14 protein-coding genes and 2 pseudogenes are annotated in these 15,122 nt (G+C 43.2%); 7 read left to right on the forward strand and 9 right to left on the reverse strand.

The features are described from left to right. Positions 1 to 152: 152 nt before the first annotated feature. From EPL05_RS22800 to EPL05_RS22810, 3 genes and pseudogenes are all read left to right on the forward strand, one after another. A complete protein-coding gene (locus tag EPL05_RS22800) occupies positions 153 to 560 on the forward strand; it encodes a hypothetical protein (RefSeq protein WP_128536302.1) in 408 nt (135 codons plus the stop codon). 50 nt (positions 561 to 610) lie between these two features. Continuing rightward, positions 611 to 969, forward strand: a pseudogene (locus EPL05_RS22805) (heavy metal translocating P-type ATPase); the annotation flags it as partial. 164 nt (positions 970 to 1,133) lie between these two features. Continuing rightward, on the forward strand, positions 1,134 to 1,382 hold the full coding sequence (locus EPL05_RS22810; protein ID WP_166727795.1) for a DUF6799 domain-containing protein: 249 nt from the start codon (positions 1,134 to 1,136) through the stop codon (positions 1,380 to 1,382). A gap of 270 nt (positions 1,383 to 1,652) precedes the next feature. Here the strand turns inward: EPL05_RS22810 and EPL05_RS24535 are convergent, their stop codons facing one another. From EPL05_RS24535 to EPL05_RS24130, 6 genes and pseudogenes are all read right to left on the reverse strand, one after another. Beyond that, positions 1,653 to 1,781, reverse strand: a complete 129-nt coding sequence (locus EPL05_RS24535; RefSeq protein ID WP_262708211.1) for a hypothetical protein — start codon at positions 1,779 to 1,781, stop codon at positions 1,653 to 1,655. A gap of 33 nt (positions 1,782 to 1,814) precedes the next feature. Then, positions 1,815 to 1,940 (reverse strand): annotated as a pseudogene (locus EPL05_RS24565) (hypothetical protein); the annotation flags it as partial. Then, the gene (locus EPL05_RS22820; protein WP_128536304.1) at positions 1,903 to 4,287 is read right to left on the reverse strand and encodes a phosphoketolase family protein; all 2,385 of its coding nucleotides are present in this window, start codon (positions 4,285 to 4,287) and stop codon (positions 1,903 to 1,905) included. The pseudogene EPL05_RS24565 and the gene EPL05_RS22820, both read right to left, overlap by 38 nt. Before the next feature lie 25 nt (positions 4,288 to 4,312). After that, complete coding sequence (locus EPL05_RS22825; RefSeq protein ID WP_128536305.1) at positions 4,313 to 5,479, reverse strand: acetate/propionate family kinase; 1,167 nt, start codon at positions 5,477 to 5,479, stop codon at positions 4,313 to 4,315. After that, positions 5,476 to 5,727, reverse strand: a complete 252-nt coding sequence (locus tag EPL05_RS22830; protein WP_208394820.1) for a hypothetical protein — start codon at positions 5,725 to 5,727, stop codon at positions 5,476 to 5,478. The genes EPL05_RS22825 and EPL05_RS22830 overlap by 4 nt, the downstream gene beginning before the upstream one ends. 279 nt (positions 5,728 to 6,006) lie before the next feature. After that, positions 6,007 to 6,159, reverse strand: a complete 153-nt coding sequence (locus tag EPL05_RS24130) for a hypothetical protein (protein WP_166727796.1) — start codon at positions 6,157 to 6,159, stop codon at positions 6,007 to 6,009. Between EPL05_RS24130 and EPL05_RS22835 the strand changes: the two genes are divergently transcribed. Both EPL05_RS22835 and EPL05_RS22840 read left to right on the forward strand, forming a co-directional pair. Beyond that, positions 6,158 to 6,778 carry a sensor histidine kinase gene (locus tag EPL05_RS22835; protein ID WP_243837362.1) on the forward strand — a complete coding sequence of 207 codons (621 nt, stop codon included), beginning with the start codon at positions 6,158 to 6,160 and terminating at the stop codon, positions 6,776 to 6,778. The two genes, EPL05_RS24130 and EPL05_RS22835, sit on opposite strands and share 2 nt — an antisense overlap. A gap of 359 nt (positions 6,779 to 7,137) precedes the next feature. Beyond that, on the forward strand, positions 7,138 to 9,396 hold the full coding sequence (locus EPL05_RS22840) for a PAS domain-containing sensor histidine kinase (RefSeq protein ID WP_128536307.1): 2,259 nt from the start codon (positions 7,138 to 7,140) through the stop codon (positions 9,394 to 9,396). Positions 9,397 to 10,150: 754 nt separating this feature from the next. Here the strand turns inward: EPL05_RS22840 and EPL05_RS22845 are convergent. Next, positions 10,151 to 10,423, reverse strand: a complete 273-nt coding sequence (locus EPL05_RS22845; RefSeq protein ID WP_128536308.1) for a helix-turn-helix domain-containing protein — start codon at positions 10,421 to 10,423, stop codon at positions 10,151 to 10,153. Positions 10,424 to 10,895: 472 nt separating this feature from the next. Between EPL05_RS22845 and EPL05_RS22850 the strand changes: the two genes are divergently transcribed. Continuing rightward, on the forward strand, positions 10,896 to 11,114 hold the full coding sequence (locus EPL05_RS22850; RefSeq protein WP_394342748.1) for a PEP-utilizing enzyme: 219 nt from the start codon (positions 10,896 to 10,898) through the stop codon (positions 11,112 to 11,114). Positions 11,115 to 11,153: 39 nt separating this feature from the next. Here EPL05_RS22850 and EPL05_RS22855 read toward each other — a convergent pair whose 3' ends face one another. Both EPL05_RS22855 and EPL05_RS22860 read right to left on the reverse strand, forming a co-directional pair. Further along, the gene (locus EPL05_RS22855) at positions 11,154 to 12,341 is read right to left on the reverse strand and encodes a PQQ-dependent sugar dehydrogenase (protein WP_128536309.1); all 1,188 of its coding nucleotides are present in this window, start codon (positions 12,339 to 12,341) and stop codon (positions 11,154 to 11,156) included. A gap of 81 nt (positions 12,342 to 12,422) precedes the next feature. Continuing rightward, entirely contained in the window at positions 12,423 to 13,046 is a 624-nt protein-coding gene (locus EPL05_RS22860) for a 2OG-Fe(II) oxygenase (protein ID WP_208394821.1), read from the reverse strand. 4 nt (positions 13,047 to 13,050) lie between these two features. On the opposite strand from EPL05_RS22860, the gene EPL05_RS22865 reads away from it, so the two are divergent. After that, positions 13,051 to 15,090 carry a beta-galactosidase trimerization domain-containing protein gene (locus tag EPL05_RS22865; protein ID WP_128536310.1) on the forward strand — a complete coding sequence of 680 codons (2,040 nt, stop codon included), beginning with the start codon at positions 13,051 to 13,053 and terminating at the stop codon, positions 15,088 to 15,090. The last annotated feature ends 32 nt before the right edge of the window (positions 15,091 to 15,122 follow it).

The following is a 15,122-nucleotide window of genomic DNA, read 5'->3' on the forward strand; positions in this document are numbered from 1 at the left end:
GCGCGTAACGTAAAACTTTTTGAGTATACTAACATGGCAATACAGTACCTGGCCATAGTAGCTAAAATTGAACAGAAACAAGAAGAACTGGACCGTATAAAAGCGCAGATAGCAAGTGAAATGTACCCGGGCTAATTACTTACAGAAGTTTTATGTACGCCCTGTACCAGGATTTTAAAAGCTTTGTGCTAAAGTATATTCACCAGGAAAACCGCGCCTTTATTTATTGGGCGCAGCAAGATAACAAGTTGAATATAACCGACGATTCATTCACAGGTTTAGGACTAGCGCATTCTAAACTCAAAGGCGACATTATTACTAAGATAAACACGTATAGCGACCCAAAACAACAACTTACAGATGTGATGATAAAGTTGCTGCCCGATGCCCGGCAAGAGCAATTTCAAAAATTTAAGACCGATAGAACTATCACTTTTAACATACCTACAGATGATGTTAACTTTTTGGGGTGGAGCAATGTAATGCTCACCAATTTCAGGATCTACATCAATGGGGCTATGACGATATCAACTCCCTGGATAACGCTATGCAAGGAATAGAAAGTGTTTTGCTTATCGCCGGTACTGATGAAGACAACCGAATAAGGCAACATCAGAAGTTAGAGAAAATCAAAGAATTGCAAGGCAGAGGCGAATTTGTAGCGATGACTGGCGATGGCGTTAACCATGCGCCTGCACTTGCCCAGGTAGACCTTGGAATAGCAGTGGGTTCAGGAAGCGATATCGCGGCAGAAACAGCAGGAATAGTTTTAGTGAACAATAATCCAAAGGATATTGTAAGTCTGATCTTATCTGGGCAACAGGCTATAATGTCATTGCCCTGCCGCTCGCGGCAGGTGTTTTTATAAATCCAGGCATAGTATTAAGTCCGGCGGCTGGTGCTGGACTGATGACGGTAAGTACCATAGTAGTAGCTATTAATGCGAGTATGCTGAAAATAAATGAATGAATTCATAAACGTGGCCTAATTAATGGGTGTTGATATTAGTAAAACTAACCAAAGAAAACATGAAAAGAATTATGATCGCTTTAACTGCGGTTACATTAAGTTGTAGCGCAATGGCACAAACCAAGATGTCCGACACTTCCATGCATAAGATGTCGCACGGGTCAATGAAAAAAATGAATCACTCGGTGATGATGATGAATGGCAAAATGATGACGATGATGCATGGTAAAAGTATGCCCATGACCAAAACAATGACCATGACAAATGGAACTATGGTGATGGCAGACGGTACCGTAAAAATGAAAGACGGTAAAACCATGATGTTAAAAGAAGGCCAATGCGTTATGATGAGTGGCAAAATGATGAAAATGCCCATGAAAAAAGGTATGATGCATGATAAGATGAAAATGTAATTCACACTTATCATCTCGCTTATCATAACGGTATAAGCCGCTCTTTAACAGGGGCGGCTTATACCTCTATAACAATTAAATAAAAATCAGTATTCCGAATTGTGAAACTAGCACGTTCATATTATTAATGTCTATTATTGGGATATTCCGGAAAGCCTGACCATGCGATTCCTTGGGGCCAGTTTCTTTCATCAACTGCCTTTTGAAGTTGCTAAAATCTTTGATCCCGGAGCGCTGCGCCATATAATTGTACCATTTTCATTAGTTCTACTACAGCATCGGCGGCACCCTTTCCTGCCGGAAACCGAGCAAGCTACTAATCAGCCCAATTGTCAGGATGATCACAGTATTCAATACATCGCCCAGGGCAGCAGATAAGATCGCAGCAACAATCAGCATGATTGTGATCGGGCTTTTGAATTGGGACAATAAAAGTAAGAAACCAGAGCTGTTTGCTGTTGTTTTTAACGTATTTATGCCAAACTGTTTGAGCCGGACCGCCGCTTCTGTTCTGTTTGTGTTATTGCTGCCATTTCCAGTTCCTGATCTCGGGCATATCCTCCCCGTTTAAATCAATGTATTCCTTATGTTGAGTTAGCTTATCTTGTAACGATTGTTTGAGGTAAGTGCCCCTACTTCCGGTCTGTGGCAGTCGGTCAATGGCATCCATCACCAAATGAAACCGGTCCATTTCATTTAATACCGTCATATCAAATGACGTAGTAATCGTTCCTTCCTCCTTGTAGCCCCGGACATGAATATTATGGTTATTGGTCCGGTTATACGTTAAACGGTGAATTAGCCACGGGTAGCCGTGGAAGGCAAAAATGACAGGTTTATTTGTGGTGAATAACGAATCAAAGTCTTTATCGTTCAGGCCATGCGGATGATCAACCTGTCTTTCTAGTTTGAGCAGATCGACTACATTGATCACACGAATTTTTAGTTCCGGCAAATGCTCGCGCAAAATAGCCACAGCTGCTAAAGTTTCCAGTGTAGGTACATCGCCGCTACAGGCCATCACTAAGTCGGTTTCACAGTCCTGGTCATTACTGGCCCAATCCCAGATACCGATACCCCGGGTACAATGATCCACGGCTTCTTCCATATTCAGCCACTGCGGCGAAGGGTGTTTGCCCGCGATGATTACATTGACATAATGCCTGCTGCGCAAACAATGATCCATAATGGACAATAAGCAATTGCTATCCGGTGCCAGATAAACCCTCACGATCTCCGACTTTTTGTTGATAACATGATCAATAAAACCAGGATCCTGGTGGGTAAAGCCGTTATGATCCTGACGCCATACCGTCGAAGTCAGTAGAATATTGAGTGAGGCAATTTTTCTTCTCCATGGAATCTCCAGTGTCATCTTTAACCACTTAGCATGCTGGTTGAACATCGAATCAACAATATGGATAAAAGCCTCATAACAATTGAATAGCCCGTGCCTACCGGTAAGCAGATAACCTTCCAGCCAGCCTTCGCATTGGTGCTCGCTCAGCATTTCCATCACCCGGCCTGCTGGAGCCAGGAACTCGTCATGTTCTTTTATGCCAGCGTTCCATTGCCGGTCGGTCACAGCAAATACTTCTTCCAGGCGATTGGAAACCGTTTCGTCTGGCCCAAAAATGCGGAAGTTATCCGGGTTCAGCTTAATCAGGTCCCGCAAAAAACGGCCGCTGACATGCACATCACCTTCACCGGTGATGCCATGGTCTTTCACATCAACCATGTAATCCCTGAATTCCGGGATCCGGAGGTCGTGCATTAACAATCCACCGTTCGCCTGCGGATTGGCCCCCATCCGGCGGTTGCCTTTTGGTACAAGGTCAGTCAGTTCAGCTTTTAAGGTACCGTTATTATCAAAAAGTTCTTCCGGATGATAGCTTTTCATCCAGCTTTCCAACTGCTGCAAATGTTCGGCAGGTGCCGAAGCAGATACGGATATTGGTACCTGGTGCGAACGGAATGTCCCTTCGATCTGCTGGCCATCTACCGTTTTAGGGCCTGTCCAGCCTTTGGGAGATCGCAGGATGATCATAGGCCAGCGTGGTCTTGCCAGATCATTATTATCGGCGCGTTGTTTGATCGCTTGAATTTGAGTAATAGCTTCGTCCAAAGCCGCGGCCATCAGTTGATGCATCACCATAGGGTCGTCACCCTCTACAAAAATCGGATTCCAGCCATAGCCGCGGAACAGTTGCTCTAACTCTTCGTGTGTGATCCTCGCTAAAACCGTTGGATTTGATATTTTATAACCGTTTAAATGGAGTATTGGTAATACGGTACCGTCTGTTAGCGGGTTTAAGAATTTATTAGAATGCCAGGCGGTTGCCAAAGGCCCGGTCTCCGCTTCACCATCTCCAACTACACAGGCAACAATTAATTTGGGGTTATCCAAAACTGCGCCAAAAGCATGGCTCAAAGAATAACCCAATTCACCACCCTCGTGGATTGATCCCGGCGTTTGCGGCGAAGCATGGCTGGAAATACCGCCAGGATAGGAGAATTGGGTAAATAGTTTTTTTAATCCGTCTTCATCCGCAGTGATCGCAGGATATACCTCGCTATAAGTTCCCTCAAGGTAAGTACCGGCCACAACAGCCGGACCACCATGACCAGGCCCGGAAATATAGATCATATCCAGGTCGTGCTGTTTAATGGTCCGGTTTAGGTGTGTATAGATAAAATTTTGGCCAGGGGTAGTGCCCCAATGCCCGAGCAGCATGTTTTTGATATGCTCCAGTTTAAGCGGCTTCTTCAATAAAGGGTTATCGCGCAGGTAAAGCTGGCCAACCGATAAGTAATTAGCGGCGCGCCAATAGGCATGAATGTTTTTTAACAGACTCGCGGATAAAGGCGCGGCTTGATTTGTTGCAGTTTCGGGTACGATATTCATCTTTGATTTTTTTTGTAGAAGTCAATTATTTCCGGGCGGTCATTTCGCTGACGGTTTTGGCAATCATCCATTCTTCATCCGTAGGGATGATACGAACTGTTACCTTTCCGGTAGCTGTCGAGATGAGGTCGTTATTTTTGTTATTCAGTTTTTTATCCAGTTCAATGCCTAAAAAGTCCATATTTTCGCAAATTCGCGACCGAATGATCGGAGCGTTCTCGCCAATCCCCCCGGAAAAAATAAGCGTATCCAAACCACCCAATACCGCCGAATAGGCTCCGATCCATTTTTTGAGCTGGTAGCAAAAGTGATTGACAGCGTCAGCAGCCTTTGTATCGTTGTCTTCCTGTTGCAACAGGTCGCCCATATCACCACTGGTGCCGGATATGCCCAGCAAACCGGACTCATGGTTGATGAGGTGGTTGAACTGATTGGGACTTAGTTTTTCTTTTATGATCATTACCCAGGCTACACCGGGATCAAGATCGCCGGAACGGCTGCTCATGGGTAAACCACCAGCTGGGGTAAAGCCCATACTGGTATCGATGCTTTTGCCTTTGTATACCGCAGTCAAACTTGCGCCGTTGCCTAAGTGTGCGATAATGACACGACCATGCGCTACTTTTTTACCGGCTATCTTTTCCAGTTCGTTCATTAGATATTGGCAAGAAATGCCATGAAAGCCATATTTATGTACACCATGTTTTCCAAAGCGGCGCGGAATGGGCAGTAGTTTGGCTACGGTTGGCATATCCTGGTGAAAGAAAGTATCGAAACAGGCATATTGCCGTGTTTTAGGGTGGCGCTTTTGAAAGGCCTCGATCAGTTTGATTTCGTTGGGCAGGTGATCAGGATCATAGGGAATAATTTCTTTTAGGTCTGCAAGTAAAGCAGGCGTGATCAAAGCCGGGGCGGTATGCTCCATCCCATGTACCACACGATGTCCTATGGCTTTTATTTTTTTTGGATCCACCTTTAAATCCAGCCATTCCATCAAATGATTGATAGCTGATAGATAATCAGTGGCTTTGATGGATAATGTATCCTGTTCCTCTTTTTGTTTAAATATTAGCTGAACCCCAGGTAAACCGATTCGAGTCACCTGCCCGCTCATAATTTTGACCAACGGGTTCCTAGTCTGATAAAGCGCGAATTTAATGCTGGATGATCCGCCGTTGACCGTTAATATCATACCAAATGATCTGACGTGATGTTTACTAATGGTAAGCCTTCTTCGATTCTTTTCACATTCTCAATGTTCGAATAGATCAGATTGATGTTCAGATCCTCATAATGGTACATCCGGTATTGCAGCACGGTGCCCAAACCCGATTCTCCCTGACCTATAAGTTCGTCAATATATTTTAAAGCACCGGCCTTGGCCATTTCCTTAGCTTCGGAGCGCAGGCTGTAATCCTTCCAAGTTTTACCATCAGGCAAGGACTTATCGACTGTTGTTAATTTCTCGGATCGAGGTAATTGGGAAGCGTTGCCAAACACTTCGGTTACCGATGTCTCATTCCTAAAGACACGGAAATACCGTGTGCAAGTGCTATTGGACATATGAGTTTAATGCTTAAATATCACCGTTGAGAACCCAAACGGCTATAAGTAGATATATACAGAATTTATCAATTTACATGCGGTATATGTTATGATTATCCAACCGTTCGACAGGTTATTTGTTTGCCGGTAATCGCTTTCTTTTCATCGCTTTAATTAGTTGTACATATGCTGATAATATTGATCGGCCAGACGGCTGGCCTCGAATGCCGGCACGATGTCCGTCGCTGCCTGCTTAACTATATTTAGCCATTGCGGTTGATCGCTATAATAGGTAGGAAGTACGGTTTTTTCTAAAACGGCCATCATGCTTTCGTATTCCAGCTTGTCTTTATCGTTAGCTGATTGGTCAGCTGCCGGTTATATGACAAAACAGTTTTCTTTGTCCCTGGCAAACTCAGGTACCCAGCCATCTGGCATCGATAGATTGATGGCACAGTTCATGGCTGCTGCCATGCCACTTGTACCAGAAGCTTCCCGGTACATCCTTGGATTGTTTAGCCAAACATCAGCTAGCGAGTGTTGTGAAAATGTGCTTAAAGAAACCGATTTCACTTATAGTATTGAAAGTGATGCCACCCTGGAAGTTTACGCTGGCATTTCCCGCATTGAACAAGTCGTTACAAATTTTGTCACTAATGCGATGAAATATGCCCCTGATTCTAAAGACATCAAGATTCAAATCGAAAGATTTCCCGGCATGGTAAAAGTTTCAGTTATTGATAAGGGTGCCGGAATTCCGGCAAAAAACTTACCTTCCCTATTTGACCGATATTATAGAGTAGATCACAGTGGGGATACTTATACAGGCCTGGGGCTTGGGCTCTATTTATGTTCTGAAATTATTAAAAAACATAACGGGACGATTGGAGTAGATAGCGAAATAGGGATAGGAAGTACATTTTGGTTCACTTTGCCGACTTCATAATATTCTATTATAGTGATAGGTGCTTCCCGATCTTTAAATATTTTATGAGTTGAGAGAGGAGATACTCGACCATCATCACCATTTCTTATACGTTTAAGTCTTCACTTTCAATTCCTTGTTTAAAACAAAACTTGTTTTAAACTGTCTATCAATCAAGCGATAATAATTGGAGAGTTATTTTTAAACATTAACACAGGACACTAGTATAAATACTTATTACAAAAGTCAATTAGCTAAAAATTAAGCAGGATAAATCCTGCTCCGACCACAATAATTACTTTCAATACGAGGAAAGAAAGCAAATTAGTGAAAGTTTGTTTTTTCATTTTTGTTGATTCAACAACCACAAAAAATGAAAAATGGAGACTCCTGATTATAAAGCTTTATTCGATAATTCTCCGGTATTACTATTAATTGTTGATAAAGAGCTCACCATCCTTTCTGCAACAGATGCTTATTTAAGAGTAGTTAACAAATTAAACGCAATCATTGCGGGTAAAAATATTTTTGAAGTGTTGACGAATGCGGCCAACGAACCTGTTGCCGGTAGCATAGGTGACATGCAGTCTTCTTTAAAACGAGTCGTGCAATTTAAAACTACTGACACCATTAGCATCCCTATTTATACCAAGGTCACACCTGAAATAGCTATTAACCTAAAACAATTTCGGCTTACACATTCACCTGTATTGGATAAATTAGGTAATATAAAATATATCACCCAACGGCTTGAAGATGTAACAGAAATAGAAACATTGAAGGGGCTACTCGAACGAAAAACAAAGTCATTAGAACAGATCGCGGCCAGCGAGAAGCGGTATTACATGATGCTGATGAAGTCTCCATTTGCATTTTGTATCATGAAGGGTGGAGATATGGTAATCACCCTTGCCAATGACCTGATGAAAGATTTTTGGGGGAAAGGTAGAGATGTGGAAGGTAAAACATTGCTTCAGGTACTACCCGAAGTAAAAGATCAACCATTCCCTGAAATGATATTGTCCGTTCTAAAAACAGGCACCCCTGTCTATGCGAATGAAATAATTGCCCATCTGCGATATGACGATAAAATGGCAGATCGATATTTTAATATTGGTTACCAGCCTTTTCACGAAGAAGATGGGACTATATCCGGCGTGACCACAATTGCTTACGATGTAACCGAGCAGGTAACATCCCGCAAAAAAATAGAAGAAAGTGAACATCGCTATCAGGAAATGATATTTTCCTCCCCTTCCCTTATCGCCATTTTAAAAGGGGAAGAAATGATAATCGAGGTAGCCAACGATGCTATTTTAGAAACCTGGGGGAAAGGAAAAAATGTGATAGGCAAGCCATTGTTAACCGCTTTGCCGGAATTGGTTGGACATGGGTTTGATGATTTATTTAACGGGGTTTATACAACCGGCCAACCCCATTATGCTTACGAAATGCCGGTTTATTTTGTGCGTAATGGTCAAATGGAATTATCTTATTATACATTTATTTACCAGGCGCAAAGAGATACAGGGGGTAATATAAGTGGCGTGGCGGTTATCGGCAGGGAGGTAACTCCGGAGGCACTGTTAAACCAAAAGATAAAAGAAAGCGAAGAACTTTTTAGGAAGCTCTTAGATACCATGCCTCAAATAGCCTGGACAAATACAACTGATGGCGAAATAACTTTTTACAATCAACGATGGTATGACTATACCGGGTTAGATCATAAGCAAACCAATTTATTAGGATGTAAAACGGTCATTAACCCTGATGATTTACCAATTGCTTTAAACGAATATCGTTCAATTCGTGAAACAAGCGATGGCGGAGAGTTTCAAATCCGTGGTAAGAGTGCCGACGGATCTTACAGATGGCATTTGATCCGTTTAACGCCAATAAAAAATGATACCGGAGAAGTGCAATTATGGATTGGTACAGCAACTGATATACAAGAACTTAAGTTGCTGCAACAACAAAAAGATGATTTTATCAGCATTGCCAGCCATGAACTTAAAACACCTATAACCAGTTTAAAAGCTTCTTTGCAATTGCTGAACAGAATAAAGGATAACCCTACTAACATTATGTTGCCTAAACTTATTGTACAAGCAAATAAAAGTTTAGACAAAGTTAGCGTTCTGATGGATGACTTGTTAAATGCAAGTATTGCAAATGAAGGGCAACTCCACATCAACAAAAAACGGATCAATCTTTCTGAATTGATAGAAGAGTGCTGCCCGCATGTGCGCACTGAAGGTATTTATACCATCATAACGGAAGGGGATACGGATGTTGAGGTATATGCTGATGCTGCGCGAATAGACCAGGTGGTGATCAATTTTGTTAATAATGCTATAAAATATTCAGCCGATTCAAAAGAGATCCGAATTTTTATTGAGAAAGTAAATGATATGGCTAAAGTATCGATTATAGATAAAGGGCCAGGTATTCCGCCGGATAAATTACTTCATTTATTTGATCGTTTTTACCGGGTAGATAGTAGCGGAAGTCAGTATTCCGGGTTAGGACTTGGATTGTACATATCAGCTGAAATCATCAAAAAGCACAACGGTCAGATTGGCGTTAACAGCGAATTGGGCAAAGGAAGCACGTTTTGGTTTACCTTGCCTATAGCTTAATGCGAGTTTTGTAAAGCTCGATGCGCAACTCTGTCGGAATATCTATCAAAGGACGTAGAGGACTTCAAATTTCAGCATCAACAATATTTCGTGGCTAATATTAAAAATAGAGATTCACAACTTGCAAATCCTTTGCGGTTCCCGAAAAAAACTTCCCTCTATCCACGGAATGGGCGAGAATAATCATTGGATACTTTTAACAAACAAATCTATTCAAATCTTTGATAAATGATTCGAGGCTCTCCCTAAGGGGTGCCGGGGGGGAGAATGACGCATTCATATGCCTATGGAAATATTTGATATTTTTCTTAAATCTTCCAAGAAATAGTTCGAGAATTGCCCAGTGTGGGCTGGATCATTGTCTATTCGGTTAGCCTGCTAAACGCTTCAAATCCTTGATAAAATGGTTCGAGACTATTCCCCTACGGGCTGGCAAAGGGGAAGATCATCACATTCATTTATTGATGAAAATATTCGATAATTTCCTTAAATCTTCCATAAAATAGTTCGAAAATTGTCCAATTTGGACTGAGTGTTTTACGATGCGATTAACCAGCGAAACATTTCAAATCACTTTAAAAAAGTTAAAAATTCAAACCACAGGCAACTAATTCGCTTTTGAAAGCAAAGGAGATTTTTTTATCTATTTCGTCTTAAATAGGCTGCTTTATTATGCTAATACCGGATGTAGATTTGTTTTACCTGCTTGATATACGAACTTACAACTCTTAAATCGTAGGTACTTAGTTTTCAATTATTTGCTTTTGCGGTTACCATAAAGCAAGCGCTGAATATCCTCGTATTTGTAGTAAAGTATACCTCCAATTTTCGTATAATTCAGCGTACCGTTTACTCTTAGCGTCTGAAGAGTTCCAGGTGAAATTTTTAGCAGGTTTTTTACTTGATAGCTTTTGAGCCATTTGGAATTCTCCGAAATGGGCTTGCCTTGAAATAAATTTTTAAGGTCATTTAAAAGTAGTTCCCTAAACTCGTTTAGATCTTCTTTAGTTATAATTTCTGTTGCCATAATTAAATGATTGAAGTACAAAACTGCCTTAAAGATTTAATTTAAATTGACAAGCTTTTCGGTAGTACCGATGTTTTTTTTAATTTTTAATACATGGAAATATAGTCGTTTTATAAAACGTGCTCGAAGCGTTAAACGTGATGAAAGTAGTACAGTCTTTAACTTTTAAAATACAGAAGTTAATTTTGATATTAAGCTTATTTTAGCGATATTTAAATTACAGTTCTTTCAAAACCAGTCAAATGAAATTAAAATATTCGGTTACTTAATCGGTTACCAAGGCATATTTTAAAAACATAAATTATTGATAGTCTTTACGATAGCGTCATGGTTCGAGTCCCGTCCATTCCGCAGAAAAAAAAAAGCGCTTAGAGAGATCTAAGCGCTTTTTTTATTTGGTGCGTAATGCGCTGTTATCGCGTGAAAGTTCGGAGTTTTAAAAACCCTCTTCCGAAACACGGAAGAGGGGGATATACTGGTTACCACTTTCACCGACCCCAGCTGGACATCATTGTTTGTGTCCATAAAAGGCCTCGTAACCGAAGTTGGGGGGCTGATGACCCATGGCGCGGTTATAGCACGTGAGTATGGCTTACCGGCGGTTATTGGGGTGGATAACGCCACCAGGCTGATCAAAGACGGACTAAGGATAAGGGTGAACGGAACGGACGGATTTATAGAAGTACTATAAATGGAGAGGGAAGTTCCGATAGTGGTTCCCGAGTGCTATTTATCGCCACACATAATACAATGCCCCGTTTTTGTCGTCGGTGATAAAAAAGGAGTTGGCATCATTCATCATTACATCACAGGGGCGGCCAAGTCGGTCGCTCTTCTTTTTCCCCATCTGGAAGTTGGTTGCAATTTCTACATACTTGTCCTTTCCGGTAATCATCACCACGGCGTTGCCGCGCTGCCGCCAGGTACTCGTAGAACCGTGGAGTGCTACCAGGAAATTGCCGTTTAACTGCGGATCATTAAAATTACCGAACATATCGAACCCTAAAGGGGCGGAATGTGCTTTAAAACCGCAATAGGCAAGCGGTGGCTTAGCTGGCACTTTTATATTTTGAATTTTGGCCGAATCCATCATTTGGCGGTCGGGGTAAATTTGTTGTTTATATTGTGCGTACCAAGGCCAGCCGTAGTTTTTGCCCTGCTCAATGGTGCCAAAAAGGTCTTCGGGATTGTCGGGCTTCATCAAGTCGCGGCTCATAAAAGTACCCCAAAGCTTATCGCCCACCCATTTAATAGCTACCGAATTTCGTACACCGCTTGCATAGGTTTTTTGTCCGCTGCCATCCGGGTTCATTTCTATGATGGAGGCTCTTATCGCTTCCTTTTCTATGCAGGCATTGCAACTGCTGCCTACGCTCACGTAAATTTTACCGTTATGCTGCGCCAGGCTGCGGGTGAGGTGCCAGCCACCATATTTATAATCGAGGCCCTGCTCGGGGAAACGCGCCAGGATTTTTGGTGTTCCACGCAATGCGCTATCACCGGCGTGGTATTCGTAACGAGAGAGTTTGCCGGTTTCGGCTATGTAAATGTAGTTTACGCCCTTATCGGTATAAAACATTACCTGGTTGGGGTTATGCAGTTTCTCTGCGAAAAGGGTGGTTTTTTTGAACTGTTTGCTGCCGTTATCCCATTTCTCGAAAAGGTAAATTTTACCGCGCTTATTATCTGCCAGGCTATGCATATCGGTACCAAACAACCGGCCATCCGGGCTTTTGGTCAGGAACCGCAGGCGGCGCAAACCCTCGGCGGCGATAGCGATATGGTACCCTTTTGGGATTTTAAGATCCATGGTAACGCCTTTCTTCAGGGCTACGCGTTGCTGCTCAAGCTGTACCTGCGCGGCGGTATTCAAATAAATAAAAAGCAGCAGGGTGGTTGTAGCAAAGCGGGAAAGCATCGTTTTTCTTTGCAGCAATTTATCAAAATAAAAGAGGAAAGGACGGGGACGCGACAAGAATTTTTAAATATAAAAGCAGGCTTAATTTACCTTTAACCACCCCGTGATGCTCATGCGCGATTTAGTGGTAACCATTACTTCGTGCGCCATCTCGGTGCTTTTAAAAAACACGCTTTTGCCATTGGTTGGCGAGATACGTTGTTCACGATCTGAATGGTGAATGCACAGCTCGCCGCCGTCTGCCAACACCCAGTCTGTATTAAGGTACATGATCATAGAGTAGGCGCGCCTGCCGTTATTTTGAAACTGGTCGATATGTTTTTTGTAGAAGGCACCTTTTTCGTACAGGGTATAATGAAATTCATAGCCGGTAATGCCGGTGTAACAGGTGCGGTTAAGGTATTCGATGAAGCTGTCCATCAAGTCGAAGAAAGCGTTTTCGTGCGGGTCATTATGCTCGCGGCCCAGCCAGTAAATGCTGTCGCCCCGTACCAGTTTATTGTGCGCTATTAGTTTATCGTTCCCGGTGCCGGCGGCAAGCATCAGCTTATCTTTAAATAAACCAATGAGGTTGTCTTTTAGGTGGCCGGATAAGGCGAGGCTCAAAAAATCTTCGGAGATACCCACCTGGGTATCCAGATAGGTGTCGATAAGATCGCTAAAGGTTTGTTCCAAGGGGGTGCATCGCAAAGCGCGATCCTGCATTTTGGTGAAGGTAGTTTTAATAAACGGTATTGCTGGTATGCCCGCCGGTTCAAACCATTTGCGTTTAAGGGAGTTGTTTACGGGTATGCAATATTCATCCAAACAACAGGCTACGCCCATTATGATAGGTGCTGAGGTTTTTATAGAGCCGGGGCAAACGGCGGAAGAGATAAATACCTGGTTTTTGCGACTGAAGGAGGCAGGCATGGTAGTTACGCGGATCCGCCTCTTTGAAACCTATATGCACCAGCCCAATGGGGTTTGGGATTATACGTTGTTTGATGTGGCCTATAAGGCAGCCGAAAAGTATGGCATTAAAATATATGGCAACCTGTTCCCTGCTACCGCTTTTACCGACCTTGGCGGGTTGAAGTTCCCCAACGATGAGACGCATTTGCGTTCAATAGCAAACTACATTAAAAATGTGGTGACGCATTTTAAACAGTTTAAATCATGTTACGGCTGGGTGCCGGTGAATGAGCCGGGCCTGGGTCATTTCCCACAGGAGGAGTTCGCCACAGATAAATATGGAGAGTGGAAGGCCGCGCAGGCAAACCCCGAATATAACAGTAACGGGTACGATCATTTTGATTTTGCCGATGAGCGTTTTCACCTGTATTACAACACTTGGTTTTTGCAATGGCTGACTAATGAGATCCATCAATACGATGCGGGTAGCATTATCCATGTGAATAACCACGCCATATTTAACCACGTAGCTGAGTACGATTTTACCGCGTGGCGGAATTTTTTAACGAGCCTGGGCGGTTCGGCGCACGCCAGCTGGCACTTTGGCTATTTTAACCGCCGGCAATATGCAATGGCTGTGGCAGCCAATTGCGCCATTATCCGCTCCGGTGCGGGCGAGATCCCCTGGTTTATGACGGAGTTACAGGGAGGAAACAATACTTACAGTGGTTTTTTATCGCTCTGTCCAACCGCGGCAGAAATAAGCCAGTGGTTGTGGATAGCCATCGGTACAGAAAGCAAGGGCGCTATATTCTGGTGCCTTAACCCGCGCTCCTCGGGCATTGAGGCAGGGGAATGGGCCATGCTGAACTACCTGAACGAACCAAGCGACCGGATGCTGGCGGCAACCGAAATAACCGAAGTGCTTAGCCAAAACGCTGAGCTGTTTGAGCACGCTAAGGAGGTAGAATCGGGCATCAACATCCTTTACACCCGCGAATCGCTTTGGGTGGAAAGGAAACTGCAGATAGGCGGCAAAAGTTATGAAAGCCGGGATGAGGGTGGAGTGATGAAATCTGCCCTGGGCTATTTTGAGGCATTAAGCGAATGCGGGCTCCAGGCCAATTTTAAAGAGATAAGCGAGTTTGATTTCGCTAAAGCCAACTACAGCGGCATCAGTATTATCCTCGCGCACCAAATAGCTATCCCATCTAAATATTGGCCTTTGCTAACTGCCTTTGTGCAAAAGGGGGGCAAATTAATTGCCGACGGCTTAACGGGCTATTACGATGAGAACGCGGTTGGCACCATGCGCCTGGGGTTCCCTATGAGGGATCTGTTTGGTGCCGATATACTGGAATATAAAGCCATAGAGGAAGTGCAGGATATTACCATTGATGGCATTACGCTGCCCGCATTTGGCTGGGTAGGGCTGCTGCGCCCAACAACCGGCACAGCGATAGCAAGCGAGAATAATGCTGCACTGGCCATTAAAAACAAATATGGCAAAGGTATTACCTGGTGGATTCCCTCATTGTTGGGACTGGGCAGCCGGGTACTGGAAGATTATAGTCATTTGAACCGGTTCCTGAAAAAGGCGCTCGATCACTCCACCAAACACAGTGCTTTTATCTTCGATACCCCGCAAAAAAAGATGCTGATGAAAACAATGCGGAGTGGTGATAGTATTATCACCATCATCATTAATAAATCGGCTGAGCGAAGGGAGGTTAAATTGTTGACGCAAGTTGCATCCCCGGAGCCGACGGTGCTGTTTGCCAACAAGGGCGGCAAAACCGGCGGCAATCATATCAGCATTGATACAGAAGAAACTATGGTTATCAAATGGGAATAATTTTAATTTAGCATTTTGATTTTGCCCTCGAT

The sequence above is a fragment of the Mucilaginibacter gilvus genome, assembly GCF_004054195.1.
GTDB lineage: Bacteria > Bacteroidota > Bacteroidia > Sphingobacteriales > Sphingobacteriaceae > Mucilaginibacter > Mucilaginibacter gilvus.